A 25,458-nucleotide genomic window follows, 5' to 3' on the forward strand; every position below is an offset into this window, starting at 1 on the left:
CTCCCTCGAAGGGCGCGCCGGGATTCCCGGCGCGCCCTTCGCGCATTCGGCGCACGGGTTTTCATCGATCCCGCGCTGTCATGGCGGGGTCATACTGCCGCGGTCCAATGTAATCGATTACATAGCACCCACCGATGAGCATCCAAGCAGTCGCGGCCAAGGCCGGCGTGTCCGTCGCCACCGTCTCGCGCGTCTTCAATTTCCCCGACAAGGTCAGCGGCGCCACGCGCGACCTGGTCGAGCGCGCGGCGCGCGAGCTCAATTACCTGCCGAACGCCAGCGCCCGCACCCTGCGCACCCAGCGCAGCCGCGTGCTCGGCGTGGTGCTGCCCACGCTGCTCAACCCCACCTTCGCCGAATGCCTGCAGGGCATCGCGCAGGCGGCCGTGGCGGGCGGCTACGCGATCATTCCCGTCACCACCGGCTACAGGCTCGACGAGGAGGAACGCGCGGTCCACATGCTCTTGGCCGGCAATGTCGACGGCCTGATCCTCGTGGTCTCCAACCCCTCGACCTCGAAGGCGCTCGAGCGGCTGCGCGCCCAGCGCGTGCCCTACGTGCTGGCCTACAACCGCCATCCCGAGCATCCCTGCGTCACGGTCGACAACGAGGCCGCCGTCGCCGACGCGGTGGCGCGGCTGGTGCTCTTGGGCCACCGGCGCATCGCGATGGTCAGCGGGACGCTGGCGGCCTCCGACCGCGCCCAGCAGCGCTACCGTGGCTACCAGAAAGGCATGGCCGACGCGGGCCTCAAGCCGCAGCCACTGGTCGAGGTGCCCTTCGTCGAGAGCGCGGTCGACCGCCTTGCGCGGCTGCTGCAGCTGCGCCACCGGCCCAGCGCGCTGGTCTGCTCGAACGACCTGCTGGCCATCCGCAGCATCCGCGCCGCGCACCGCAGCGGCCTGGCCGTGCCCGCCGATCTCAGCGTGATCGGCTTCGACGGCATCGCGCTCGGCGAGGACCTCACGCCCGCGCTCAGCACCATCGCGCAGCCCAACAGCGACATCGGCCGCCATGGCGTCGAGCTGCTGATCCAGGCCATGGCCGGCGGCGGCGCGCTCGACGCCGATGCCAGCCTGCTGCTGCCCCACGTGTTCCGCGACGGCGAATCGTGCGCCGCCGCGCCCGACGGCGACCCGGGCGACATCGCCTGACGCCCTTTTCTCCCGACTGCCTCAACCCACCCCGCCACAGGAGCTTCTCCCATGTCCTCTTCCTTGCGCCACATCGCGCGCCTCGGCCTGCTCGCCGCCGCGCTCGTCGGCGGCAGCGCCGCCTTCGCGCAGACCGCCATCTGCTACAACTGCCCGACCGAATGGGCCGACTGGGGCACCCAGCTGAAGGCCATCAAGGCCAAGACCGGCATCACCGTGCCGCCCGACAACAAGAACTCGGGCCAGTCGCTCGCGCAAATGGCGGCCGAGAAGGCCAGCCCGGTGGCCGACGTCACCTACCTCGGCGTGACCTTCGCGGTGCAGGCCGCCAAGGACGGCCTGGTCGAGCCCTACAAGCCGGCCGCCTGGAAGGACATCCCCGACGGCCTCAAGGACCCCGCAGGCAACTGGTTCACCATCCACTCGGGCACGCTGGGCTTCATGGTCAACGTCGACGCGCTCAAGGGCAAGCCAGTCCCCAAGTCGTGGGCCGACCTGCTCAAGCCCGAGTACAAGGGCCTGATCGGCTACCTCGACCCGGCCTCGGCCTTCGTCGGCTACGTCGGCGCGGTCGCGGTCAACGAGGCGCGCGGCGGCACGCTCGACAACTTCAAGCCGGCCATCGACTACTTCAAGGCGCTGCAGAAGAACGAGCCGATCGTGCCCAAGCAGACCTCGTACGCGCGCGTGCTCTCGGGCGAGATCGCGATCCTGCTCGACTACGACTTCAACGCCTACCGCGCCAAGTACAAGGACAAGGCCAACGTCGCCTTCGTGATCCCGAGCGAAGGCACGCTGGCCGTGCCCTACGTGATGAGCCTGGTGGCCAAGGCGCCGCACGCGGCCGACGCCAAGAAGGTGCTGGACTTCACGCTGTCCGACGAGGGCCAAGCGATCTGGGCCAAGGCCTACCTGCGCCCGGTGCGCGCCGGCGCGATGCCCAAGGAGATCGAGGCCCAGTTCCTGCCCGCGAGCGACTACGCGCGCGCCAAGAGCGTGGACTACGGCCGCATGGCCGCGGCGCAGCGCGCCTTCTCCGACGAGTACCTGAAGGAAGTGCGCTGAGCCGCACCGCATGAGATGACGCAGGCCACCGCCACGATGCCTTCGGACGGCGCCTCCGGCGCCTGGACCCCGCGCTGGCGGCTGCTGGCCTGCGCCCTGCCCGCGGCCGCCTTCTTCGCGGCCTTCTGGCTGCTGCCGGTGGTGCGGCTGCTCGCGCTGCCCGCCGACAAGGGCTGGGCCACCTACTTCGCCGTGCTGACCGATGCGCGCTACCTGCAGAGCATGGTCAACACCGTGCTGCTGTCGGCGGCGGTCACGCTGGCCACGCTGGTGCTCGGCGCGGCGGTGGGCATCTACCTCGCGCGCCATGCCTTCTGGGGCCGGCGCGTGCTGCTGTCGCTGCTCACGCTGCCGCTGTCCTTTCCGGGCGTGATCATCGGCTTCTTCGTGATCCTGCTCGGCGGCCGCCAGGGCGTGGTGGCGAGCTTGAGCGACGCGCTGATCGGCGAGCGCATCACCTTCGCCTACGGCCTGCTCGGGCTGTTCCTGGCCTACCTGTATTTCTCGCTGCCGCGCGCCATCGCCACCTACGCGGCCGCAGCCGAGGCCATGAACCTGCAGCTCGAGGAAGCCGCGCGCTCGCTCGGCGCCTCGCGGCTGCGCGTGGCGCGCGACGTGTGGATGCCCGAGCTCGCGCCCACCACCCTGGCCTGCGGCGCGATCCTGTTCGCGACCTCGATGGGCGCCTTCGGCACCGCCTTCACGCTCGCGAGCAAGTTCGAGGTGATCCCGATCACCATCTACAACGAGTTCACCAACTACGCGAACTTCGCGCTCGCGGCCTCGCTGTCGATCGCGCTCGGCCTCGTGACCTGGCTGGTGCTGTTCGCCGCGCGCCGCTTCGGCGCGAACCCCGTCGCACGCTGAGGCCGTCCCGTCATGCGAACGAACACCCAGCCCCAAGCCCCTTTCCTGCTCGCGATCACGCTGGTCGTGAGCCTGTTCATGATCGCGCCGATGCTGCTGTCGGTGATGGCCGGCCTGGTCAACAACTACAGCACCGGCCTCCAGAGCGGCCTCACCCTGCGCTGGCTCGGCGAGGTGTGGGAGAACTACGGCGGCACCGTCGGCTGGTCGCTCGCGCTGGCCACGGCCTGCGTCGCCTGCACCGTGCTGCTCGGCGTGCCCTGCGCCTATGCGCTGGCGCGCAGCCGCTCGCGCGCGGCCCATGTCTTCGAGGAGCTGCTGACCCTGCCGGTCGCGGTGCCGGGCCTGGCGACCGCGCTCGCGCTGATCCTCGCCTACGGCCAGCTCACGGCCTTCCGCCAGAGCTTCGCGTTCATCCTGGTCGGCCACGTCGTGTTCACGCTGCCCTTCATGGTGCGCACCGTGAGCTCGGCCTTCCAGCGCCACGAGCTGCTCGCGCTCGAGGAGGCCGCGCGCACGCTGGGCGCGAGCTTCCGCCAGCGCTTCATGGGCATCCTGGTGCCGGCCGTGTTCCCCGCCATCGTGGCCGGCAGCCTGATGGTGTTCACGCTCTCGGTGGGCGAGTTCAACCTGACCTGGATGCTGCACACCCCGCTCACGCGCACCCTGCCCGTGGGCCTGGCCGACAGCTATGCCTCGATGCGCATCGAGATCGGCTCGGCCTACACGCTGGTCTTCTTCGCCGTCATCCTCCCCGTGCTGTGGGGCCTCCAGTACCTCGCCCACCTGATCCAGAAACGCCATGGAACTTGAACGCGTCCCCATCGACATCGCCCACTGCGCCAAGACCTACGCCGACGGCACGCGCGGCCTGCAGCCCACCGACCTCCAGGTGGAGGCCGGCGAGGTGCTGGCGCTGCTCGGCCCCTCGGGCTGCGGCAAGACCACGCTGCTGCGGCTGATCGCGGGCCTGGAAACGCCCGACGCCGGCAGCCGCATCGCCTTCGGCGGCCAGGACGTGACGCAGCGCCCGGTCGAGCAGCGCGGCGTGGGCATGGTGTTCCAGAGCTATGCGCTGTTCCCGCAGATGACGGTGGCGGCCAACATCGGCTATGGCCTGCGCATCCGCGGCGTGGCGCCCGCCGAGGAGAAGCGCGCCGTCGGCGAACTGGTCGACCTGGTGCGCCTGGGCGGCCTCGAGAACAAGCGCCCGGCCGAGCTCTCGGGCGGCCAGCGCCAGCGCGTGGCGCTCGCGCGCGCGGTGGCGGTGCGCCCGCGCGTGCTGCTGCTCGACGAGCCGCTGGCCGCGCTCGACGCCAAGCTCAAGGAGTCGCTGCGCGACGAGCTCGCCGAGCTGCTGCGTCGGCTGCACATCACCGCGGTGCACGTCACGCACGACCAGCAGGAGGCGCTGGCCATCGCCGATCGGCTCGCCGTGATGCAGGCCGGGCGCATCGTGCAGGTGGGCCGCGGCGAGGACCTCTACCGCGCGCCCGCCCATCCCTTCGTGGCCGAATTCCTCGGCCGCGTGAACCGGCTGCAGCGCACGCCCGAGGCGCTGCGCGAAGACGTCGTGCGGCTCGGCGGCAGTGCCCTACCCTGCCCCGGCGCCTGGCGCGACCGCGCGCTGCTGCTGGTGCGCCCCGAGGACATCGAGGTCGGCCCCGCGCAGCCCGCGCGCCCCGGTTGGGGCACGGCCACGGTCGAGCGCCGCACCTTCCTCGGCGACAGCGTGCAGCTGCAGCTGCGCGTGGCCGACCAGCCGCAGATGCTCCTGGCCGACACCGCGCGCGACACGCCCTACGGCATCGGCGATGCCGTCGCGCTTCGCATCCACCCCGACCGATTGATGAGCCCGCAGGACACCCGCGCATGACCGCCACGACCCAAGACACCTTCCTGGTCCAGCTCACCGACCTGCACATCCGCGAGCCGGGCCGGCTGGCCTATGGCCGCATCGACACCGCGCCCTACCTCGCGCGCGCGGTGCGATCGGTGCTCGCGCTGCGGCAGTCGCCCGACGCGGTGGTGATCACCGGCGACCTCACCGACTTCGGCCGCGCCGCCGAGTACGAGCACCTCGCGCGCCTGCTGGCGCCGCTCGAGGCGCGGGGCATTCCCGTCCACCTGATGCCCGGCAACCACGACGACCGCGACCAGCTGCGCCGCAGCTTCCCGGGCCACGCCTACCTCGGCGACGGCGGCGACAGCGACGGCGACGGCTTCGTGCAGTACGCGTTGAACGTCGGGCCGCTGCGGCTGATCGCGCTCGACACCGTGGTGCCCGGCGCCAGCCATGGCGCGCTGTGCGAGAAGCGGCTGGCCTGGCTCGAGGCCCGGCTCGGCGAGAGCCGGCGCGAGCCGGTGGTGGTGGCGATGCACCATCCGCCGTTCCAGACCCTGATCGGCCACATGGACGAGATCGGCCTGCTCGAGGGCGCCGCGGAACTCGAGGCCCTGATCGCGCGTCATTCCAATGTGGAACGCGTGATCTGCGGCCACCTGCACCGCGCCATCGACGTGCGCTTCGGCGGCACCCTGGCCTCGACCGCGCCCGCGCCCGCGCACCAGGTCTGCCTGGACCTCGCGCCCGACGCGGCCTCGGCCTGGACGCTCGAGCCCCCGGGCTTCCGCGTGCATGCCTGGTCGCCCACGGCCGGCCGCCTGGTCACGCACCTCGCGGCCTCGGGGCATTTCGAGGGGCCGTATCCGTTCCACGACAACGGCGCGTTGATCGATTAGGACCCCGCTGGCCTGCTCCGGCCACATGTGGAGAATGGGGGGTCAACGCAAAACCGAAACAGAACGAAAAGAAAGGATCAAGCCCGACACCCATGAAGCATCTTCTGAACCTGCTGGCGGCCGTCGCCCTGCTGGTGTGGGGCACGCACCTCGTGCGCACCGGCGTTCTTCGCGTGTTCGGCGCCAATTTGCGCAAGATCCTCGTGCAGAGCATGCGCAACCGATTCACGGCCGCCCTCTCGGGCATCGGCGTCACGGCCCTGGTGCAATCGAGCACCGCCACTTCGCTGATGACCTCCTCCTTCGTCGGCCAGGGCCTGATCACCCTGCCCGCGGCGCTGGCGGTGATGCGCGGCGCCGACGTGGGCACGGCGCTGATCTCGGTGCTGTTCTCGGCCGACCTGTCCTGGCTCTCGCCGATGTTCATCTTCGTGGGCGTGGTGCTGTTCATCAGCCGCCCGGCCAGCGTGGCCGGCCGCATCGGCCGCGTCTTCATCGGCCTGGGCCTGATGCTCCTGGCCCTCCAGCTGGTGGTCGAAGCCACCGAGCCGCTGTTCTCCTCGCAGGCGGTGCGCGCGGTGCTGGCCTCGATCAGCAGCGACGTGCTGCTCGAGATCACCATCGGCTCCGTGCTCGCGATCGCCTCGTACTCGAGCCTCGCGGTGGTGCTGCTGGTGGCGACCATGGCCAATTCGAACGTGGTGCCGCTCGACGTCGCGCTCGGCCTGGTGCTCGGCGCCAACCTCGGCAGCGGCCTGCTCGCGGTGCTGACCACGGCCAAGTCGGCGATTCCGGTGCGCCAGGTGACCATCGGCAACCTGCTGTTCAAGGCCCTGGGCGTGGCGGTGGTCGCGCCCTTCGTCGGGCTCTGGCTGCGCTACGTGCAGCCGCAGCTGCCGACGCCCACGCATGGCGTGGTGCTGTTCCACTTGGCCTTCAACATCATCATCAGCATCGGCTTCATCGGCCTCACGCAGACGGTGGCGAAGCTGGTGACGCGCATGCTGCCCGAGCCCGCGCCCTCGACCGCCTCGCTGCGACCGCACCACCTCGATCCTTCGGCGCTGTCGACGCCCACGCTCGCGATCTCGAATGCCGCGCGCGAGGCGCTGCACCAGGCCGACATCGTGGAGACGATGCTGATCGGCGTGCTCGACGTGATCCGCCGCAACGACCTCAAGCTCGCGCAGGAGCTGCGCCAGCTCGACGACACCGTGGACGAGCTCTATTCGGCGATCAAGTACTACATGACGCGCATCTCGCGCGAGGCCCTCGGCGAGGAGGAGAGCCGGCGCTGGACGGACATCATCAGCTTCACGATCAACATGGAGCAGATCGGGGACATCATCGAGCGGGTGATCCAGGACGTGGAGGACAAGAAGATCAAGCCGCAGCGCAACTTCTCGGAAGCGGGGATGGCGGAGATCGTCGAGCTGCACGGGCGGCTGGTGGCGAATCTGCGGCTGTCGATGAGCGTGTTCCTGAACGGGAATGTTCGGGATGCGCAGAAGCTGCTCGAAGAGAAGGCTCGGTTTCGGGATCTGGAGCGGGCTTATGCGACGACGCACCTGGATCGGTTGTCGGATCGGACGACGTTGAGCATCGAGACCAGTTCATTGCATATCGATCTGATCAGCGATTTGAAGCGGATCAATTCGCATATCTGTTCTATTGCTTATCCGATCTTGGAGTCGGCTGGGGCGTTGGCGCCTTCTCGGTTGAAAGAGTCTCGGTTGGGGAAGATCGAAGGCTGAGTCTTGTATTGAAGCTGTTGGCCGGGTCTCGCCCCGGCGGGCGACTCACTTTTCTTGTCTCGCCAAGAAAAGTAAGCAAAAGAAGGCGACCCCGCTGTCTGTGTCCCTCCGCTTCGCTGCGGGCAACCTGCGGTGCTCGGGGAAAGCGGGGGTCCGCAGAACTCGCTGCGCTGCGCTCCGCTCAGACAGCTGCGGCCCTTATCCCGCTTTCCCCTGCGCTCCTCGGCACAGCCAGAGGGGGGTGATTCGGGCCTTTGCTTCGCTCGGCCTGGCATACCCCTCGGGCCTTCGCTGCGCTCGGCCGCGGGTACCTAGCAAGCCATCGCTTCGGGTCTTGCTCCCTCTCCCTCTGGGAGAGGGCTGGGGTGAGGGCACTGGGCGGTGGATACCGTCAGACCCTTGGTGAGGCCCGGTGCCCTCACCCTAACCCTCTCCCAGAGGGAGAGGGGAACAAGAAAAACACAAGGCCGAGCGAAGCGATGGCCCGAGCGACATTGCCAGGCCGAGCGAAGCGATGGCCCGAGCGGCATTCCAAGGCCGAGCGAAGCGATGGCCCGAGCGGCATTCCAAGGCCGAGCGAAGCAAAGGCCCGACCCACCCCCCTCTGGCTGCGCCGAGGAGCGCAGCGTTTCGCGGATAAGGGCTCGCAGCTGTCTGAGCGCAGCGCAGCGGAGCGAGTTCTGCGAGACCCCGCGAAACGCGAGCACCGCAGGTTGCCCGTAGCGAAGCGGAGGGTCGCAGACAGTGGGGTCGCCTTTTCTTTGCCTACTTTCTTTTGGCGAAGCAAAAGAAAGTAGGTCGCCCGCCGGGGCGAATTCCCGGCCGACAGCCTCAGCAGAAACAACCCGCTATTTAGAAGAGACAACCCCCAAAGCAGCAGGCTCAACAACAGCCTCCCGCCGCGCATACCTCTGCGCCAACACAGCACAAACCATCAACTGCATCTGATGAAACAACATCAGCGGCAAAACGATGGCGCCCACAGCATGCGAGGCAAACAGAACCTTCGCCATCGGAATCCCGCTAGCCAGACTCTTCTTCGACCCACAGAACACGATCGTGATCTCGTCTTCAGTATCGAAGCCCAGCTTGCGCGCCAACAAGGTAGTCAGGCTCAACGCCAAAGCCAGGATCACCGCACACACGACCAGCAACCCCACCAGCGCATGCATCGGCACCTGCCGCCACAACCCCTCGATCACCGCCGCACTGAACGCCGTATAGACCACCAGCAGGATCGACCCCTGGTCCACGAACTTCAGCACCGAAGCGCGCCGCTTCACCCAGCCCCCGATCCACGGCCGCAGCAGATGCCCGGCCGCGAACGGCACCATCAGTTGCAGCAGGATCCGCCCGATCGCATCGAGCGACGACGACGCCGCATGCCCGCCGTGCGGCAGCACCACCAGCCCCACCAGCACCGGCGTCACGAACCCCCCAGCAGCGTCGAGGCCGAGGCGCTGCAGATCGCCGCCGGCATGTTGCCGCGCGCCATCGCCGTGAACGCGATCGCCGACTGCACGGTCGCGGGCAGCACGCACAGGTACAGCACGCCGGTGTAGAGCTCGGGCGTGACCAGCGGCACCAGCACCGGCTTCAACGCCAGCCCGAGCAACGGGAACAGCACGAAGGTGCTTGCGAACACCAGCAGGTGCAGCCGCCAGTGGGTGATGCCCTCGAGGATCGCCTCGCGCGAGAGCTTGGCGCCGTGCAGGAAGAACAGCAGGCCAATGGCCACCGTGGTCAGGCCCTCGAAAAATTGGGCGGGACGGCCGCTGGCGGGGACCAGGCTCGCGAGGGTGACGACCGACAGCAGGGCGAGGGTGAAGTTGTCGGGCAGGAGACGGGAACGGGACATGGAAAGGCAAAGCGCGACCGCCCCCGGGACGGGGACGATCGCTCGAATTAGGGATTACCCGTATTTTCGCGCTAGTGCGCCGTCGAAGCGGCGGGGCGCGAAGAAGGCGACGCGGACGGTGGGGGATAGCCCGTGGCGGTGGCCGTGAAGCGCGCCTGGCGGCAGCGCAGGCAGAAGTCGATCAGGTCGTCGACCTCGGTCGCCTTGTCGAACACGGCATCGGCGCCGAGCTGCAGGCAGCGGCGGCGCATGTCGGGCGTGGCGTGGTTGCTCAGCACCACCATCTTCTGCGACGGGTCGCGGTGGCGGCAGGCCTGAAGCACGCTGAGGCCGGTGCCGTCTTTCAGAAACAGGTCGATGATCGCCAGGTCCCACGCCGCCATGTTGCGCGTGAGCCAGCGCGTGCTCTCGGCCTCGGTGTCGGCCAGGCCGACCGGATCGACCCGCGCCACCTCGCGCAGGGTGCCCACGAGGTTCTCGCGGATGGTGGGGTTGTCTTCGACGATGAAGGTGCGGACGGTGCTCATGGCGGCAGGCGGCGATCCCGCGAAGAGGCGGGACGGCGGCGGGGCTTCGTTGCCAACGAGGCTACAAAGTGCTCCCGCCACAAGACGCAGGCATGACACCCCTGCCCGGGTAGGACAAGGCCGGGGTGGCGCTCAGAGCGTGAGGATGGTGCAGCCCGTGGTCTTGCGCGCCTCGAGGTCGCGGTGCGCCTGCTGCACGTCGGCCAGCGCATAGCGCTGCACGATCGGGATCTTCACCGCGCCGCTCTGCACGATGGCGAACAGGTCGTCCGCCATCGCCTGCGTGCTCTCGCGCGTGGCCAGGTGCGAGAACAGCGTGGGACGCGTCAGGTACAGCGAGCCCTTCGAGGCCAGCACGCCGAGGTTCACCGGCGGCACCGGGCCCGAGCCGTTGCCGAACACGGCCAGCAGGCCGAAGGGACGCAGGCAGTCGATCGAGCCTTCGAAGGTGTCCTTGCCGACCGAGTCGTAGACCACCTTCACGCCCTTGCCGCCGGTGATCTCCTTGACGCGGGCGGCGAAGTTCTCGCTGCTGTAGTTGATGGCATGCGCCGCGCCGTGGTCCAGCGCGAGCTGGCACTTGGCGTCGCTGCCGGCGGTGCCGATCAGCTGCAGGCCCAGCGCCTTGGCCCACTGGCAGGCGATCAGGCCGACGCCGCCGGCCGCGGCATGGAACAGCACGAAGTCGCCGGCCTGCAGGCCCTCGGCCGGCAGCGTCTTCTTCAGCAGGTACTGCGTGGTCAGGCCCTTGAGCATCATGGCCGCGCCGGTCTCGAACGAGATGTCGTCGGGCAGCTTGCAGACGCACTTGGCGGGCATCACGCGCAGCTCGCTGTAGGCGCCGGGCGGCTGGCTCGCATAGGCGGCGCGGTCGCCGGCCTTCAGGTGCGTCACGCCCTCGCCCACCGCCTCGACCACGCCCGCGGCTTCCATGCCCAGCTGCAGCGGCATCTGGAACGGATAGAGCCCGCTGCGCTGGTAGGTGTCGATGAAGTTCAGGCCCACGGCCTTGTGGCGGATGCGGATCTCGCCGGGGCCGGGCTCGCCGACCTCGACCTCGACGATCTTCAGTTCCTCGGGACCGCCATGGCGGTCGATACGAACGGCTTTGCTCAACATCGGTGCTGTCTCCACGCGCGAAAAAAGAAGAGGCGCATCCTGCCATGTTTGGGGTTTCCGCGGCGACACGGGTCATTGCATCCAGCCGTTAGAGTCGGCGCCCATGTCACAGCCGCAGCGCCTCACGCCACTGACCGTCCTCCTGCTTGTCGTGCCGCCGCTGCTGTGGGCCGGCAACGCGGTGGTCGGCCGGCTGGTGCGCGAGCTGGTGTCGCCGCTCACGCTGAACTTCGTGCGCTGGGTCATCGCCTTCGTGCTGCTGCTGCCGCTCGCGGCCCCGGTGCTGCGGCCCGCGAGCCCGCTGTGGCCGCACTGGAGGCGCTATGCGCTGCTGGGCCTGCTGGGCATCGGCCTGTACAACGCCTTCCAGTACCTGGCGCTGCAGACCTCCACGCCGATCAACGTGACGCTGGTGGGCTCGAGCCTGCCGCTGTGGATGCTGGCGGTGGGCAGCCTGTTCTTCGGCGCCCGCCCGCATGGGCGCGCGATCGGCGGCGCGCTGCTGTCGATGCTCGGCGTGCTGCTCGTGCTCAGCCGCGGCGAATGGCGCCAGCTGCTGGCACTGCGGCTGGTGCCGGGCGACCTCTACATGATCCTGGGCACTATCGCATGGGCCTTCTACAGCTGGCTGCTCGCGCGCACGCACGAGCCCGCCGCGCTGCGGCGCGACTGGGCCGCCTTCCTGATGGCGCAGCTGGTGTTCGGCGTCGCCTGGTCGGGCACGTTCGCGGCCGGCGAATGGGCGCTGACGCCGGCCCACCTCGACCTGGGCTGGCCGCTGGTCGCCGCCATGGCCTTCATCGGCATCGGCCCTGCCGTGCTGGCCTACCGTTGCTGGGGCAGCGGCGTGCAGCGCGCGGGCCCGCAGGTGGCCGGCATCTTCATGAACCTCACGCCGCTGTTTGCGGCCGTGATGTCGGCGGCCTTCCTGCGCGAAGCGCCGCACTGGTACCACGGCGCGGCCTTCGTGCTGATCGTGGGCGGGATCGTGGTGTCGGCGCGGCGTTGAATCACTGGCGCGGGGCGAACAGGCGCGCCAGCGTGGGCTGCGCCGCGAGCCAGCGCGGCGCCTCCTCGCGCCCCACCAGTCGCCACACATAGCCGGGCCGGCCGTAGAGATCGCGGCCCAAGGCCAGCAGCGCGGGAATGTCGAGCGCCTCGAGCAGTTCGGGCCGGTTGTATTCCTGGTGCGCGAAGCCACGGATCTTGGCGCGCACCGCCTCCTCGTCCATCGCGAGGTACGACAGGTGCCAGCCCGCGTCGTCGATCAGCCGCGCGGGCTGGGCGCCGCTGCGCACGCGCAGGCGCAGCTGGTCGGGCGTGAGGCCGTCGAGCCGCGCGCGCGTGGCCGCCACGGTCCAGATCGCCGCGGCCTCGGGGCCCTGCACGTTGCGGTAGTCGGCGTAGAAGTAATAGAAGGCCTGGCGCAGCCCGAAGACCTCGTGGCGGCGGTCGTCGCGCATGGCGCGAACGACGTCGGCGCGCGGTATCTCGTCGGCGTCGGAGACCATCACCAGGTCGTGCGGCGCCGCGTCGTACAGGCCGCGCAGGATCTGGTTGCGCTGGAATTTCTCGCGGATCCAGAAGCCCGATGTCGGCGTGTCGGCATGCCAGTCGCCGGGCACGGCGATCGCATCGGCCGCCGCGTCGACCTCGGGCATGTCGTGCACCGCCACATGGCGGATGCGCGGCAGGAAGGCCGCAATGCGCGGATCGGCGGCATCGAAGCGCAGCGGCTTGGGCGCGCCGGTGAAGCTGCGGTCGGCCTCCACCAGCACGAAGCAGTCGACCACCTCGTCGAGCTCGTGCAGCCGCGCCGCGAGGACGTCGGCCTCGCCGTTGTAGGTGAAGCAGTCGTAGACCCTGCGCGTGGGGCCCTGCGACACGGCCACGGCCTGACGCGCCTCGAGCGGGAACTCGACGCGGTAGCCGCGGCGCTCGAACATCGCCAGCAGGTCGCGCTCGCCGTACCAGCCGTCGAGCTCCGACAGCGGCACCAGCGAACGCACCGTGGGCGGCGACAGCGACACCAGCCGGCGCACCTTCGAGTGATGACCGAAGATCTTCAGCGCATCGAAGCCATGGTGCAGTTGCGGGCCCGCATGCTCGATCGCGAACTCGCGCGCCAGCTCGACCGGCGCGAAGCGCAGGCCCCTGGCCTCGAGCGCGGGCCGCAGCACGCCGGTCAGCTGCACGTCTTCGAGCAGCGGGTTGTGATGCCAGTGCATCCGCAGCGGCTCGCCCTCGAGCGCATCGGGCGGCGGAATCTCGACGCGGATGTCCGGGTGGTCGACCAGCGCGCGCAGGAAGCGCCGGCTGCGCAGGCTGAAGCCGCCGTTGAGCACCGGCGTGACGCGGTGGTCGGGCCGCGCGTACTCGTCGGCCCACTCGAAGCGGTTGCGCCAATAGGCCGGCCCCTGCGGCGGCTCGATGCGCGCGAGGTGGATCGGCGCGCCGATGCAGTCGTGGTCGAGGAAGGCCGCGTTCCAGTTGGCCGCGTCGAGCACCCAGCCGTCTTCCTGCACGATCAGCGCGAACTCGGTGTCCACCAGGCGCCAGAGCGCGAACATGATGAACCAGCTGTACTCGTGGTAGTCAAGCGGCGCGATCGCGCGGTGCGCGATGCCGCGGCCCAGGTCGGGCGGCGCCTGCGGGCTGCACAGCAGCGCGCGCGCGCCGGGCATCTGCGCCAGGCTCAGCGCGAGCGCCATGGCGGCGCCGCGCGCATCCGGCAGGCCGGTGACGGACACCAGCGTGATCTCTTGAAACGACTCCCTGCTCATCCTCTTGCCCCGCGAATTCTTCGGCTCGCGTGATGCCTGGTCCGGCTCAGTAGGTGCCCGGGTAGGCACCGCCGTCGGCCAGCACGTTCTGACCCGTCATGTAGCCGGCCTGCACGCTGCACAGGAAGGCGCAGATGGCGCCGAACTCGGCCGGCGTGCCGAAGCGGCGCGCGGGCACGGCCTTCTTGCGGTTCTCCCACACGGTGTCGAAGTCCAGGCCCGACTTCTGCGCCGCGCCGCTCATCGTGCCCTTGAGGCGATCGGTCTCGAAGGAACCGGGCAGCAGGTTGTTGATGGTCACGCCCTTGCCGGCAACGCCGCTGCGCGCCACGCCGGCCACGAAGCCGGTGAGGCCGCTGCGCGCGCCGTTCGACAGGCCCAGCACCTCGATCGGCGATTTCACCGAGCTCGAGGTGATGTTGACGATGCGACCGAAGCCGCGCTCGGCCATGCCGTCGACCGTGGCCTTGATGAGCTCGATCGGCGTGAGCATGTTGGCGTCGACCGCCTTGATCCAGTCCTCGCGCTCCCAGTTGCGGAAGTCGCCGGGCGGCGGGCCGCCCGCATTGGTGACCACGATGTCGAAGGCATGGCCCAGCGCGAACACGGCGGCGCGGCCGGCCTCGGTCGTGATGTCGGCCGCCACGGCCTTGACGAAGGGCGCGGGCGTGCCCGCCGCGGTGGCCGCGTCGGCCAGCTGCTTGGCGGCCGCCTCGAGCGCCTCGGCGCCGCGCGCCACGATCACCACGTTGACGCCCTCGCGCACCAGCGCCTCGGCGCAGCCGTAGCCCAACCCCTTGCTCGCGCCGCACACCAGCGCGGTCTTGCCTGCAATGCCCAGATCCATTTGTTCGACTCCAGAGAGAAAAAAGAAAGCGCGGTGGCCTCAGCGGCCCTTGCGCGTGAAAACGAAGATGCCCGCGATCACCAGCGCCGTGCCGGCGGCGATCCAGGCCGTGAACGGCTCGCCAGTATGACCACGCCCATGAGGATGGTCGACAGGGGCCCGATCATGCCGGTCTGGGCGGCGATGGCCGGCCCGATGCGCTCGATGGCCATCATCACCATCAGCACCGGCACCGCCGTGCACAAGGTGGCGTTGAGCACCGACAGCCAGATCACCTCGGGCGCCACCTGCAGCGCCGCATCGAGCGGGCGCAGCAGCGCGAACTGCGCGAGGCAGAACAGGCAGGCCACCGTGGTCGCGAGGCCCACCAGCCGCAGCGAACCCAGGCGCTGCACGAATTCGCCGCTGTAGACCAGGTAGCCCGCATAGCTCACCGCGCTGAGGAACACCAGGAACGCGCCCGGGCCGCCGCGAGGCCGCCGCCCTTGCTCTCGCCGGCCAGCAGCTCGTGGCCGAACACCAGCAGCACGCCCGCGTAGCTGATGACCATGCCGATCAACTGCGGCCGCGTGACGCGGCGGCGGTACAGCACCCAGCCGAAGAACAGCACCAGCGTGGGATGAGATAGAGGATCAGCCGCTCGAAGCTGGCCGAGATGTAGGCCAGCCCGGCGAAGTCCAGGAAGCTCGCGAGGTAGTAGCCCGAGAAGCCCAGCCCGATCACGCCGAGCCAGTCGCGAAAGCTCAGGGCGGGCTTGCCGCGGCCCGCCCACCAGGCCATGAGCGCGAACAGCGGCAGCGCGAACGGCATGCGCAGCATGATCAGCGTTACGGCGTCGACGCCGTGGCGGTAGGCCAGCTTGACGATGATCGCCTTGCCGCTGAACGCGATCGCGCCCAGCGAGGCGAGGACGAGGCCGGGCGCGATGCGCTTCGCGCTGTCTGGAAGGGGAATGCCGTTGCTCGCGGCCGTCTTGGTCATCCCCCGATCATCGCGTGAAAGCTCAATACCCTGCTGCCGCTCCGTCTCGGCGCGGATCGCTGGCGGCCACGTAGCCCTCGACAGAGGGATCGCCCGCGCGCCAGATGAACTGGCCGGCACCGAAGTCCTGGTAGGAGTCGTTGATGACCTCGAGGTGGTGGCCCAGCTCGCGCAGGCCCTGCACGGTGGCGGGGTTCATCGCGGCCTCGACGTTGATCTCCAGGCCCGCGTTGAAGCGCCAGCGCGGCGCATCGCAGGCGGCCTGCGGGTTCTGCTTGTAGTCGAGCATGCGCACCAGGGTCTGCATGTGGCCCTGGGGCTGCATGTTGCCGCCCATCACGCCGAAGCTCATCACCGGCTGGCCGTTCTTGGTGAGGAAGGCCGGGATGATGGTGTGGAACGGGCGCTTGCCCGGTGCCACCACGTTCGGGCTCTCGGCCCTGAGGCTGAAGCCATGGCCGCGGTTCTGCAGGCTGATGCCGAATTCGGGCTCGACGCAGCCCGAGCCGAAGCCCATGTAGTTGCTCTGGATGAAGCTCACCATCATGCCGCTCTCGTCGGCCGCGGTGAGGTAGATGGTGCCGCCCTTGACGGGGTTGCCGGCCTTGAAGTCCTGCGCCTTGCTGCGATCGATCAGCCGCGCGCGCGAGGCCAGGTAGGCGTCGTCGAGCATCTGCTCGGTCGTGACCTCCATGGTCTTGCGCTCCGACACGTAGCGGTAGACGTCGGCGAAGGCCAGCTTCATGGCCTCGATCTGCAGATGCTGCGACTCGACCGAGTCGACCGGCAGCGAGGCGATGTCGAACTTCTCGAGGATGCCCAGCGCGATCAGCGCCGCGATGCCCTGTCCGTTGGGCGGGATCTCGTGCAGCGTGTGGCCGCGGTAGTCGCGCGAGATCGGCGTGACCCACTCGGGCTGGTAGGCCGCGAGGTCGGCCACGGTGAGCGCGCCGCCCTGCTCGCTGGAGAACTTCGCGAGCGCCTCGGCGATCTCGCCCGTGTAGTAGGCCTCGCCCCTGGTGCGCGCGATGGCCTTGAGCGCGCGCGCGGCGGCGGCGAAGCGGAACAGTTCGCCGACCTCGGGCGCGCGGCCCCGGGCAGGAAGGCCTGGGCGAAGCCCGGCTGCGATTGCAGCAGCGGCGTGGCCGCGAGCCACTTGCCCTGGACCACCGGCGGCACCAGGTAGCCGCGCTCGGCGATGTCGATGGCCGGCGCCATCAGGTCGGCGAAGGGCAGCTTGCCGAAGCGCTCGCTGAGCGCGGCCCAGCCGCGCACCGCGCCCGGCACGGTCACCGAGTCGATGCCGCGCATCGGCGGGGTGGCGGCGTCGGCGCCGTACTTGGCCTTGAAGTACTCGGGCGTCCAGGCCTTGGGCGCGGGGCCCGAGGCGTTGAGGCCGTGCAGTTCCTTGCCGTCCCACAGGATGCAGAAGGCATCGCTGCCCAGGCCGTTGCTCACCGGCTCGACCAGGGTCATGACGGCCGCGGTGGCGACGGCCGCGTCGACCGCGTTGCCGCCCTGCTGCAGGATGCGCAGGCCGGCCTGCGCGGCCAGCGGGTGCGAGGTCGACACCACGTTGCGCGCGAACACCGGGATGCGGGTGGAGGTGTAGGGATTGCCGAAATCGAAGTTCATGGCGGTCATGGCGGTCGTGCTCTCGTGTCTTCAGTCGTTGGTGATCTTGCGTTCGACGACGATCTTCTTCCACTTGGCGGCGTCGACGGCCACCATCTTCGCGAACTGCTCGGGCGTGCCGGCCGTGGCGGGCTCGATGCCCAGGCGCGACAGCTTGTCCTTGACCTCGGGGTCGGCCAGCGCCTCGTTGGCGGCCTTGTTCACGCGCGCCACCAGATCGGCCGGCAGGCCCTTGGGGCCGTAGAAGCCGAACCAGGTGTTCGATTCGTAGCCGGGCAGCGTGTCGGCGATCGGCGGCAGCTCGGGCGCGAGCGGGCTGCGCTTGAGCGAGGTCACGCCCAGCGCGCGCAGCCGGCCGTCGCGCACGTGCGGCATGCCGGTGGGCAGCGAGTCGAACAGCACGTCGACCTTGCCGCTGATCAGGTCGGGGATCGCGAGCGCCGTGCCCTTGTAGGGGATGTGGGTGACGAACACGCCGGCCTGCGCCTTGAACAGCTCGGCCGTGAGCTGCACGATGGTGCCGTTGCCGCTCGAGGCGTAGTTGAGCTTGCCGGGGTTCTTCTTCGCGTAGTCGATCCACTCGCGCACCGTCTTCGCGGGCGAGTTCACCGGCACCAGCATGATGCTCGGCGCGTCGCCCACGTGCGCGATCGGCGTGAAGTCGCGCACCGTGTCGTAGGGCAGTCGGCTGGTGATGGCCGGGCCGATCGAATGCGTGCTGGTGGTGGCCAACAGCAGCGTGTAGCCGTCGGGCGCGGCCTTGGCCGCGATGTCGGAACCGATGGCGCCGCCGGCGCCGGGCTTGTTGTCGACCACCAGCGTGGTGCCCAGCTTCTCGCCCATCTTCTGGCCCAGCGTGCGCGCGAACAGGTCGGTGGCGCCGGCCGCGGGAAAGGGCACGACCAGGCGGATCGGCTTGTTGGGATAGCCCTGCGCGAAGCCGGTGGCCGGCGCGGCCAGGCACAGCGCGGCGAAGGCGGCCGCGAGGCCGTGGAGAAACTGGTGGCGTTGCATGGTGCTGGATTCCCTTCGCAAGATGGCGAACATTCGATGCTAAGCAGCGCGGGCGCATCAAGCCAGATAATCCCGCTTATTCAACTATGAGCACAATTTATGGCACGGATCGCCGCCGAGGAGGTTTCGCTGCAGCAGCTTCGCGCGCTCGCGGCGGTGGCCGAAACGGGCAGCTTCACGCTGGCCGCCGAGAGCCTGCAACTGACCCAGCCGGCCATCAGCCACCTCGTCAAGCGCATGGAGGAGGACCTGGGCCAGCCGCTGGTGGTGCGCGGGCGGCGCATCCGCATGACCGATGCCGGCCAGATGATGGTCGACACGGCCGTGCGCGCGCTGCGGCTGATCGATGAGTCGGTCAATGCCTGTCGCTCGCAGGCGCAGTTGCGCGAGGGCCGCGTGGTGCTGGCGGTGGGCCATCTCACGGCCGGCGCGCTGATGCCGCCGCTGCTCGGGCGCTTCGCGCACAAGCACCCCAAGCTGGCCACCACGCTGCTCGACAGCACCGCCGAGCAGATGATCTCGCGCATCCTCTCGCAGGAGGCCGACCTGGGCTTCGGCTCCGACATCGGCCAGGCGCATTCCGAGCTCGCGACCGAGCCGCTGTTCACCGAGCGCATGGCGCTCTTCGTGCGCGAGGACCATCCGCTCGCGCAGCGCAGCAGCATCGAGGCACGGCAGCTCGAGGCCCTGCCCTTCATCCACGTCAACCCCGACGCCAACGTCTGGCGCGCGGTGAGCCGGCAGCTGTCGAGCGTGGCCAACGTCTATCCGCAGGTGGCGCACCACGTGTCGATGCTCTCCACCGCCTTCGGCCTGATCCAGGCCGGCGCGGGCGTGGCGCTGCTGCCGCGCTACGTCGAGGTGCTGATGCCGCCGAACCTGCGCGTGCTCTCGGTCACGCGGCCGGTGCTCGAATACCCGCTGGTGGCGGTGCGGCTGGCCAAGCATCCGCTGAGCCCGGCGGCGATGGCCTTCCTCGACATCGCGCGGCAGCACCTGAAGCCGCGCGCGGCGAAGGGCTGAAAGGTCTTCGCCAAAAACGAACGGCGCCCGCGGGCGCCGTTCCTTGGAGCGAGCCCGGCACGCATGCCGGGCGGTCGTCGATCACTCCTCGACGAAGGCTTCCTCGCGCTTCGACTTCACGGCCGGCAGCAGCACGATGACGAGCAGCAGCAAGGCGGCAGCCAGCAGGCCGGCGGAGATCGGACGCGTGATGAACACGCTCCAGTCGCCACGCGACAGCAGCAGCGAGCGGCGCAGGTTCTCTTCCATCATCGGGCCCAGGATGAAGCCCAGCAGCAGCGGCGCGGGTTCGCAGCCGAGCTTGAAGAAGGTGTAGCCCACGAAGCCGAAGATGCCCACCATCCAGATGTCGAAGGTGTTGTTGTTGGTCGAGTACACGCCGATCGCGCAGAACAGAACGATCGCCGGGAACAGGTACTTGTACGGCACCGACAGCAGCTTGATCCACATGCCGATCAGCGGCAGGTTCAGGATGATCAGCATCGCGTTGCCGATCCACATCGAGGCGATCAGGCCCCAGAACAGCTCGGGGTTGCTGGTCATCACCTGCGGACCCGGCTGGATGTTGTGGATCGTCATCGCACCCACCATCAGCGCCATCACGGCGTTGGGCGGGATGCCCAGCGTCAGCAGCGGAATGAAGGAGGTCTGCGCGCCGGCGTTGTTGGCCGACTCGGGAGCCGCCACGCCGCGGATGTTGCCCTTGCCGAAGGGCACTTCGCCCGGCTTCAGCTTGGTCTTCTTCTCGATGGTGTAGGCCGCGAAGGCCGCCAGCAGCGCACCGCCGCCGGGCAGGATGCCCAGGGCCGAACCGAGGGCCGTGCCGCGCAGCACCGCGGGCACCATGCGCTTGAAGTCTTCCTTGGTCGGGAACAGGCCCTTCACCTTGGCGGTGAACACTTCGCGCTCTTCATCGGGACGCGAGAGGTTCGCGATGATTTCGCCGTAACCGAACACGCCCATGGCGATGGCCACGAAGCCGATGCCGTCGGTCAGTTCGGGGATGTCGAAGCTGAAGCGCGCCACGCCCGAGTTCACGTCGGTGCCCACCAGACCCAGCAGCAGGCCCAGCACGATCATCGCGATCGCCTTGAGCAGCGAACCCGAAGCCAGCACCACGGCGCCGATCAGGCCCAGGATCATCAGCGAGAAGTATTCGGCCGGGCCGAACTTGAAGGCCAGCTCGGTCAGCGGCGGCGCGAAGGCGGCCAGGATCAGCGTACCGACGCAGCCCGCGAAGAACGAGCCCAGGCCCGCCGCGGCAAGCGCCGGCCCCGCCCGGCCCTTGCGCGCCATCTGGTAGCCATCGATCACTGTCACCACCGAGGATGACTCCCCTGGCAGGTTCACCAGGATGGCGGTGGTGGAGCCGCCGTACTGCGCGCCGTAGTAGATGCCGGCCAGCATGATGAGGGCCGACACCGGGGGCAGTGCGTAGGTCGCGGGCAGCAGCATCGCGATGGTCGCGACGGGGCCGATGCCGGGCAGCACGCCGATCAGCGTGCCCAGGATACAGCCGACCAGGCAGTACAGCAGGTTCGTGAAGGTGAACGCGACGCCGAAGCCGGTCGAGAGGTTTTGAAAGAGTTCCATGGTGCTTGCGTCCTCAGCCGATGAAGGTCGGCCAGACCTGGATCTGGAGCTTGAGCGCCCAGATGAATGCAACGTAGCTGCCGACGGCCAGCACAGTGGCCAGGATCAGCACGCTGGGCAGCTTGAACTCGTGGCCCGCGAGGCTCGCGATGATCACCAGCGCATAGATCGCGATGATCATCCCCATGGCCGGCAGGCCGATGCTCGGCAGGCCGCCGAGCAGGATGCCGAACATCAGGTTGGCGCCGAGGATCAGCACGACCTGCTTCCAGGCCCACTTGCCGATCGGATCGCCGGTGGTGGTTTCGACGGTCAGGCCGCTGAACATGATGCCCAGGCCGATCACCGCCATCAGGATGCCGAGCACCAGCGGGAAGTACCCGGGGCCCATGCGAGCGCCTGTGCCCACGCTGTAGTTGGTGGCGCCCCAAGCGAAGGCGACCCCGACCACGGTGAACATCAGGCCCGAGAAAAAGTCTTTCTGACTCTTGATTTTCACGAACAGTCTCCTCGAACAAATTTCGATGCGGGATTGTGGAGTCAGGTGGAAGTCAGCCCCATGTGGGTTCCACCTACCGAGAACTTAGGGATAACCCCGGTGCACGAGGCGCCTCGGATGTAGGCTGTTCGTGTTCGGCGCGGGGCTGCGCCGGGGACTGTTCAAGCGTCGAGCGGCGGCGTGGCGCTCAGCACTTCCTCGATGGTGGTCAGGCCCTCGGCCACGCGCAGCGCACCCGCGAGGCGCAGCGGCCGCATGCCGTCGACCACGGCCTGGCGCCGCAGCACCGCGAGGTTGGGCGCCTTCGTGACCTCGTTGCGGAAGGTCTCGCTGATGCTCAGCAGTTCGTACAGGCCCATGCGGCCCATGTAGCCGGTCATGCGGCAGTCGACGCAGCCCACCGGCTTGTAGGCGCGCACCGAGCCCGTGATCTGCCACGGCTTGACGATGGCCTCGAGCTTCTCGCGCGTGATGCCGTCGTCGGGCTGCTTGCAGTGCGGGCACAGGGTGCGCACCAGTCGCTGCGCGAGCACGCCGAGCATCACCGCGTTGATGAGGTACGAGGGCACGCCGAGCTCCATCAACCGCGTGATGGCGCTGGGCGCGTCGTTGGTGTGCAGGGTGCTGAACACCAGGTGGCCGGTCAGCGCGGCCTGCACCGCCATCTCGGCGGTGGCGAGGTCGCGGATTTCGCCGACCATGATGATGTCCGGGTCCTGCCGCATCAACGCGCGCAACCCCTCGGTGAAGCCGAAATCGAGTTGCGGTTGCACCTGCGTCTGGTTGAACGAAGGCTCGATCATCTCGATCGGGTCTTCCACCGTGCTGACGTTGACCTCCTCGGTCGCCACGCGCTTGAGCGTCGAGTACAGCGTGGTGGTCTTGCCCGAGCCCGTGGGGCCGGTCACGAGGATGATGCCGTTGGGCCGCGTGACGAGCTGCTCCCAGCGCTGCGCATCGTGCTGCGCGAAGCCGAGCGCGTCGAGGTCCTTGACCGCGGTGTCGGGGTCGAAGATCCGCATCACCATCTTCTCGCCGAAAGCGGTGGGCAAGGTCGACAGCCGCATCTCGATCTCTTCGCCGCGCATGTTGCGGGTCTTGATGCGGCCGTCGAGCGGCCGGCGCTTCTCGACCACGTCCATGCGGCCCAGCAGCTTGATGCGCGCGACCATCGCGTTCATCACGCCCATCGGCATCTGGTAGGCCGGATGCAGCACGCCGTCGATGCGAAAGCGGATCACGCCCTGCTCGCGGCGCGGCTCGAGGTGGATGTCGCTCGCGCGCTGGTCGAAGGCGTACTGCCACAGCCAGTCGACCACCTGCACCACGCTCTGGTCGTTGGCATCGAGCTGCTTGTTGCTCTTGCCGAGCTCGACGAGCTGCTCGAAGCTCGCGCCGCCGGTGTTGCCGCCGGCCTTCTGCGCCGCGCGCACCGACTTCGCGAGCGCGAAGAACTCGGCCGTGTAGCGCTGGATCTCGGCCGGGTTCGCGACCACGCGCCGCACCGTGCGCCGCGACTGGCGCTCGACCTCGGAGATCCAGTCGGTGAGGAAGGGTTCGGCCGTGGCCACCACCACCTCGTTGGGCAGCACCTGCACCGGCAGCACCTTGTGGCGCTCGGCATAGGCCGCGCTCATGGTGTCGGCGACCTTGCCCACGTCGACCTTGAGCGGATCGATGCGCAGGTAGGACAGGCCCGCGCGGCCCGCGAGCCACTGCGCGAGCATCTCGAGGTCGAGCGGCTTGCTGTCGCTCTCGCGCGTCATCGCGACATTGGCCAGCCGCACCAGCGGATGCTGGCGGCTCTCGGCCTGGGCGCAGCGTGCGATGGTGCGCTTGGCTTCCATCGGCGAGATCACGCCGTCGGCGGCCAGCCATTCGATCAGGCGACGCAGCTCGAGCGGCCCTTCGGGGCGGACGGCCGGTGCGGCGGAAGCGGGAACGGCGCTCATGGATTCAGTTGGAAAGGACCGGCTTGAACACCCGCAGCCACTTGGGCGCGGGCAGGCCCCAGCGAGTCTGGATGGTTTGGGCACGCTCGGCAAGCGCCTCGCGCTTGGGCCGGCTGGGCTGGCGCTGCGCGAGCACCACCGTGTTGCCTTCGCGCGTCGGCTTGAAGGCCCAGACCGCGTCGGCGCCGAAGGCGGCCTGGATCTTCTCGAGGCTGCGCTCGTAGCTCGACGAGCGGCCGAAGAGATTGACCGTCATCGCGCCGTCCTCGGTGAGCAGCGCGCGGCAGTCGGCATAGAAGTCCTCGCTGTCGAGCACCGGCGCCGCGGCCTCGTGGTCGTAGAGATCGACCTGCAGCGCGTCGACCGTGCCCTGCCATTCGGGCCGGCGGATCTCCTCGGCCGCGTCGGCGATCACCACGCGCAGCTTGGCGTCGTCGGGCGGCAGCTTGAACCAGCCGCGGCATGCCGACACCACCTGCGGATTGAGCTCGATCGCGGTGGTGCGCATGCGCAAGGTCTTGCGGCAGAACTTGGTGAGCGTGGCCGCGCCCAGGCCGAGCTGCATCGCATGGCGGTTGCCGATGCCGGTGCCGCCTGTGAACAGCAGCCAGGCCATCATGCGCTGCACGTACTCGAGCTCGATCTCGTAGGGCGCGTCCAGCTTCATCGAGCCCTGGACCCATTCGGTGCCCAGGTGCAGGTAGCGGATGTCGCCCCAGTCGGAGAAGTTGACCTCGGGCAGTTCGGCGGGAAGGCGGGACGTGGATTGCTTGCGTGCGGCCATCGGATCAGACCAGTCCATGGACAGAGAAGACCTCGCGCCATGCGGCGAGCTTGCGCTCGAAGCTCCACGACGCATTGGCCGGGCTGGTCGAAGGCAGTGGGTAAACCGGCACGCCGAGGGTTCGGGTATGCCGGGCGTGCTTGAAGCTCTCGCCGCCGTTGTGGGCCACGGCCGCCAGCTTCGGCAGGTGCAGCGCCGCGATGTCGTTGGGCACGGCCGCGCGGATCGCCGAATCGAGGCTGCCCTCGCGCTCGCAGGCCGCATAGACGTCCCACACGCCGAGGCCGTGCGCCAACAGCCAGTCGCTACGCTTTCGATAGCTGTCTACTCCCGTGGGGAGCGGGTCATGGGGCCACAGGGCTTGCAAGATTTTCCAGAACTGGTTTTGGGGATGCGCATAGTACTGCTGCAGCTCGAGCGATCTCGCGCCCGGGAAGCTGCCGAGAATCAGCAGCACGGTGGCGGGCGAGACGATCGGAGCGAGTCCGGTGAGCACAGGGACCGCGGCCACCGGCCCGGGGATGGCTTCGCGCTCGGGCGGGGCCGGGCTTGCGGGGGATCTGGATCTGGGCATGGATGCGCATTCTGGCCGCAAGCGATAGTCCAGGACCGGTCGCGGCGCGCCCCAAAAAGGAAAACCCGCCGAAGCGGGTTTCCAGTCCTTGCGTGCCGGCCCGAGGGCGCGGCGCGTGCGGGTTTACTTCTTGGCGGCTTCGTTCTCGGCCGTGCCCGGGATCTTCTCGCCGATGGCGTGGCCCGTGCTGCGCATGCCGTCGGCCGTCTTGTGGCCGGCGTTCTCGACCGCGTTGCCGGTCTTGTTGGCCGCCTTCTTGGTGGCGTTGGTGGCCTTCTTGGTGGTCTTCTTGGTCGCGTCCCAGGTCTTCTCGGCGCCCGACTCGGTCGCGTTGGCGGCCTTCTTGGTCGTGCGCTTGGTCGCGTCCCAGGCCTTCTCGGCGCCGCGCTCGGTCGCGTTCACGGCGCGCTTGGTGGTGTCCTTGGTCGCGTCGTAGGCGTCCTTGCCGGCTTCCTTCACCTTCTCGGTGGTCGAGGGTTCGGCCGTTGCCGGAGCGGTGGTCTGTGCCACGGCGGAGATGCCCACGGCACCGAAGGCCAGTGCGAGCACGACGGGAAGGGTGCGAGCGAAAGTTGCTTTCATGGATGAACTCCTTTTCTTGGATGAAATGCTGGGAGCCGGTGTCGTTCGACATCGGTGACGAAGGTCGTCACACCCGTCCAACGAAGCTCCACGGTTCAAGGATGA

The 25,458-nt window shown here is 68.9% G+C and carries 20 protein-coding genes and 3 pseudogenes; 9 read left to right on the forward strand and 14 right to left on the reverse strand.

The genetic code is table 11. The annotated features are described in order from the left end of the window. Nucleotides 1–134 precede the first annotated feature (134 nt). The 7 genes from ACHMXE_RS35525 to ACHMXE_RS35555 all read left to right on the forward strand — a co-directional run bounded on the left by ACHMXE_RS35525 (nucleotide 135) and on the right by ACHMXE_RS35555 (nucleotide 7,582). Nucleotides 135–1,154 carry a LacI family DNA-binding transcriptional regulator gene (locus ACHMXE_RS35525; RefSeq protein WP_395348586.1) on the forward strand — a complete coding sequence of 340 codons (1,020 nt, stop codon included), beginning with the start codon at nucleotides 135–137 and terminating at the stop codon, nucleotides 1,152–1,154. A 51-nt stretch (nucleotides 1,155–1,205) separates the two neighbouring features. After that, nucleotides 1,206–2,219: an ABC transporter substrate-binding protein gene (locus ACHMXE_RS35530; RefSeq protein ID WP_093355754.1), complete on the forward strand. Its 1,014-nt coding sequence runs from the start codon at nucleotides 1,206–1,208 to the stop codon at nucleotides 2,217–2,219. 15 nt (nucleotides 2,220–2,234) lie between these two features. Further along, the gene (locus ACHMXE_RS35535; RefSeq protein WP_395348587.1) at nucleotides 2,235–3,086 is read left to right on the forward strand and encodes an ABC transporter permease; all 852 of its coding nucleotides are present in this window, start codon (nucleotides 2,235–2,237) and stop codon (nucleotides 3,084–3,086) included. Nucleotides 3,087–3,098: 12 nt separating this feature from the next. Continuing rightward, nucleotides 3,099–3,899, forward strand: a complete 801-nt coding sequence (locus ACHMXE_RS35540; protein ID WP_395348588.1) for an ABC transporter permease — start codon at nucleotides 3,099–3,101, stop codon at nucleotides 3,897–3,899. After that, nucleotides 3,889–4,962 carry an ABC transporter ATP-binding protein gene (locus ACHMXE_RS35545; RefSeq protein ID WP_395348589.1) on the forward strand — a complete coding sequence of 358 codons (1,074 nt, stop codon included), beginning with the start codon at nucleotides 3,889–3,891 and terminating at the stop codon, nucleotides 4,960–4,962. Before ACHMXE_RS35540 ends, ACHMXE_RS35545 begins: the two co-directional genes overlap by 11 nt. Further along, a complete protein-coding gene (locus ACHMXE_RS35550; RefSeq protein WP_395348590.1) occupies nucleotides 4,959–5,828 on the forward strand; it encodes a phosphodiesterase in 870 nt (289 codons plus the stop codon). The genes ACHMXE_RS35545 and ACHMXE_RS35550 overlap by 4 nt, the downstream gene beginning before the upstream one ends. Before the next feature lie 92 nt (nucleotides 5,829–5,920). After that, a complete protein-coding gene (locus ACHMXE_RS35555) occupies nucleotides 5,921–7,582 on the forward strand; it encodes a Na/Pi cotransporter family protein (RefSeq protein ID WP_203204723.1) in 1,662 nt (553 codons plus the stop codon). Nucleotides 7,583–8,430: 848 nt separating this feature from the next. Here ACHMXE_RS35555 and ACHMXE_RS35560 read toward each other — a convergent pair. From ACHMXE_RS35560 to ACHMXE_RS35570, 3 genes and pseudogenes are all read right to left on the reverse strand, one after another. Then, nucleotides 8,431–9,440 (reverse strand): annotated as a pseudogene (locus tag ACHMXE_RS35560) (bile acid:sodium symporter family protein). A gap of 71 nt (nucleotides 9,441–9,511) precedes the next feature. After that, nucleotides 9,512–9,967, reverse strand: a complete 456-nt coding sequence (locus tag ACHMXE_RS35565; protein WP_203204721.1) for a response regulator — start codon at nucleotides 9,965–9,967, stop codon at nucleotides 9,512–9,514. A 132-nt stretch (nucleotides 9,968–10,099) separates the two neighbouring features. Then, nucleotides 10,100–11,086, reverse strand: coding sequence for a quinone oxidoreductase family protein (locus tag ACHMXE_RS35570; protein ID WP_395348591.1), 987 nt, complete (start codon nucleotides 11,084–11,086; stop codon nucleotides 10,100–10,102). A gap of 103 nt (nucleotides 11,087–11,189) precedes the next feature. Between ACHMXE_RS35570 and ACHMXE_RS35575 the strand changes: the two genes are divergently transcribed. Beyond that, nucleotides 11,190–12,095: a DMT family transporter gene (locus tag ACHMXE_RS35575; RefSeq protein ID WP_395348592.1), complete on the forward strand. Its 906-nt coding sequence runs from the start codon at nucleotides 11,190–11,192 to the stop codon at nucleotides 12,093–12,095. A gap of 1 nt (nucleotide 12,096) precedes the next feature. On the opposite strand, the gene ACHMXE_RS35580 is transcribed toward ACHMXE_RS35575, so the two are convergent. From ACHMXE_RS35580 to ACHMXE_RS35600, 5 genes and pseudogenes are all read right to left on the reverse strand, one after another. Continuing rightward, complete coding sequence (locus tag ACHMXE_RS35580; protein WP_395348593.1) at nucleotides 12,097–13,836, reverse strand: DUF5672 family protein; 1,740 nt, start codon at nucleotides 13,834–13,836, stop codon at nucleotides 12,097–12,099. A gap of 79 nt (nucleotides 13,837–13,915) precedes the next feature. Further along, nucleotides 13,916–14,716, reverse strand: coding sequence for an SDR family oxidoreductase (locus ACHMXE_RS35585; RefSeq protein WP_395348594.1), 801 nt, complete (start codon nucleotides 14,714–14,716; stop codon nucleotides 13,916–13,918). A gap of 39 nt (nucleotides 14,717–14,755) precedes the next feature. Then, a pseudogene (locus ACHMXE_RS35590) lies at nucleotides 14,756–15,697 on the reverse strand (DMT family transporter). A 22-nt stretch (nucleotides 15,698–15,719) separates the two neighbouring features. Next, nucleotides 15,720–17,341, reverse strand: a pseudogene (locus tag ACHMXE_RS35595) (gamma-glutamyltransferase family protein). A 21-nt stretch (nucleotides 17,342–17,362) separates the two neighbouring features. Further along, entirely contained in the window at nucleotides 17,363–18,346 is a 984-nt protein-coding gene (locus ACHMXE_RS35600) for a tripartite tricarboxylate transporter substrate binding protein (RefSeq protein WP_203204715.1), read from the reverse strand. Between the two features lie 99 nt (nucleotides 18,347–18,445). On the opposite strand from ACHMXE_RS35600, the gene ACHMXE_RS35605 reads away from it, so the two are divergent. Continuing rightward, nucleotides 18,446–19,369 (forward strand): LysR family transcriptional regulator, encoded by a 924-nt coding sequence (locus ACHMXE_RS35605; RefSeq protein WP_395348595.1) that lies wholly within the window; start codon nucleotides 18,446–18,448, stop codon nucleotides 19,367–19,369. Nucleotides 19,370–19,450: 81 nt separating this feature from the next. Here the strand turns inward: ACHMXE_RS35605 and ACHMXE_RS35610 are convergent, their stop codons facing one another. The 6 genes from ACHMXE_RS35610 to ACHMXE_RS35635 all read right to left on the reverse strand — a co-directional run bounded on the left by ACHMXE_RS35610 (nucleotide 19,451) and on the right by ACHMXE_RS35635 (nucleotide 25,353). Continuing rightward, nucleotides 19,451–20,962, reverse strand: a complete 1,512-nt coding sequence (locus tag ACHMXE_RS35610) for a tripartite tricarboxylate transporter permease (RefSeq protein WP_057593756.1) — start codon at nucleotides 20,960–20,962, stop codon at nucleotides 19,451–19,453. Between the two features lie 13 nt (nucleotides 20,963–20,975). Beyond that, nucleotides 20,976–21,461, reverse strand: a complete 486-nt coding sequence (locus ACHMXE_RS35615) for a tripartite tricarboxylate transporter TctB family protein (protein ID WP_395348596.1) — start codon at nucleotides 21,459–21,461, stop codon at nucleotides 20,976–20,978. Between the two features lie 161 nt (nucleotides 21,462–21,622). Next, the gene (locus ACHMXE_RS35620) at nucleotides 21,623–23,413 is read right to left on the reverse strand and encodes a GspE/PulE family protein (protein ID WP_203204712.1); all 1,791 of its coding nucleotides are present in this window, start codon (nucleotides 23,411–23,413) and stop codon (nucleotides 21,623–21,625) included. Between the two features lie 4 nt (nucleotides 23,414–23,417). Then, nucleotides 23,418–24,197, reverse strand: a complete 780-nt coding sequence (locus tag ACHMXE_RS35625; RefSeq protein ID WP_395348597.1) for a spermidine synthase — start codon at nucleotides 24,195–24,197, stop codon at nucleotides 23,418–23,420. 4 nt (nucleotides 24,198–24,201) lie between these two features. Further along, nucleotides 24,202–24,771, reverse strand: a complete 570-nt coding sequence (locus ACHMXE_RS35630) for a DNA-deoxyinosine glycosylase (protein WP_395348598.1) — start codon at nucleotides 24,769–24,771, stop codon at nucleotides 24,202–24,204. Nucleotides 24,772–24,894: 123 nt separating this feature from the next. After that, nucleotides 24,895–25,353, reverse strand: coding sequence for a hypothetical protein (locus ACHMXE_RS35635; protein ID WP_203204709.1), 459 nt, complete (start codon nucleotides 25,351–25,353; stop codon nucleotides 24,895–24,897). Nucleotides 25,354–25,458 lie beyond the last annotated feature (105 nt).

This window comes from Variovorax sp. UC122_21, from assembly GCF_044056785.1.
Classification (GTDB): domain Bacteria; phylum Pseudomonadota; class Gammaproteobacteria; order Burkholderiales; family Burkholderiaceae_C; genus Variovorax.

Bases quoted from the DNA above. Each gene is read 5' to 3' on its own strand.
- ACHMXE_RS35550 (WP_395348590.1), top strand. From the start codon at position 4,959: ATGACCGCCACGACCCAAGACACCTTCCTGGTCCAGCTCACCGACCTG.
- ACHMXE_RS35605 (WP_395348595.1), top strand. From the start codon at position 18,446: ATGGCACGGATCGCCGCCGAGGAGGTTTCGCTGCAGCAGCTTCGCGCG.
- ACHMXE_RS35545 (WP_395348589.1), top strand. From the start codon at position 3,889: ATGGAACTTGAACGCGTCCCCATCGACATCGCCCACTGCGCCAAGACC.
- ACHMXE_RS35630 (WP_395348598.1), bottom strand. From the start codon at position 24,771: ATGCCCAGATCCAGATCCCCCGCAAGCCCGGCCCCGCCCGAGCGCGAA.
- ACHMXE_RS35570 (WP_395348591.1), bottom strand. From the start codon at position 11,086: ATGTTGAGCAAAGCCGTTCGTATCGACCGCCATGGCGGTCCCGAGGAA.
- ACHMXE_RS35600 (WP_203204715.1), bottom strand. From the start codon at position 18,346: ATGCAACGCCACCAGTTTCTCCACGGCCTCGCGGCCGCCTTCGCCGCG.
- ACHMXE_RS35530 (WP_093355754.1), top strand. From the start codon at position 1,206: ATGTCCTCTTCCTTGCGCCACATCGCGCGCCTCGGCCTGCTCGCCGCC.
- ACHMXE_RS35575 (WP_395348592.1), top strand. From the start codon at position 11,190: ATGTCACAGCCGCAGCGCCTCACGCCACTGACCGTCCTCCTGCTTGTC.
- ACHMXE_RS35540 (WP_395348588.1), top strand. From the start codon at position 3,099: ATGCGAACGAACACCCAGCCCCAAGCCCCTTTCCTGCTCGCGATCACG.
- ACHMXE_RS35525 (WP_395348586.1), top strand. From the start codon at position 135: ATGAGCATCCAAGCAGTCGCGGCCAAGGCCGGCGTGTCCGTCGCCACC.
- ACHMXE_RS35565 (WP_203204721.1), bottom strand. From the start codon at position 9,967: ATGAGCACCGTCCGCACCTTCATCGTCGAAGACAACCCCACCATCCGC.
- ACHMXE_RS35610 (WP_057593756.1), bottom strand. From the start codon at position 20,962: ATGGAACTCTTTCAAAACCTCTCGACCGGCTTCGGCGTCGCGTTCACC.
- ACHMXE_RS35555 (WP_203204723.1), top strand. From the start codon at position 5,921: ATGAAGCATCTTCTGAACCTGCTGGCGGCCGTCGCCCTGCTGGTGTGG.
- ACHMXE_RS35535 (WP_395348587.1), top strand. From the start codon at position 2,235: ATGACGCAGGCCACCGCCACGATGCCTTCGGACGGCGCCTCCGGCGCC.
- ACHMXE_RS35620 (WP_203204712.1), bottom strand. From the start codon at position 23,413: ATGAGCGCCGTTCCCGCTTCCGCCGCACCGGCCGTCCGCCCCGAAGGG.
- ACHMXE_RS35635 (WP_203204709.1), bottom strand. From the start codon at position 25,353: ATGAAAGCAACTTTCGCTCGCACCCTTCCCGTCGTGCTCGCACTGGCC.
- ACHMXE_RS35625 (WP_395348597.1), bottom strand. From the start codon at position 24,197: ATGGCCGCACGCAAGCAATCCACGTCCCGCCTTCCCGCCGAACTGCCC.
- ACHMXE_RS35585 (WP_395348594.1), bottom strand. From the start codon at position 14,716: ATGGATCTGGGCATTGCAGGCAAGACCGCGCTGGTGTGCGGCGCGAGC.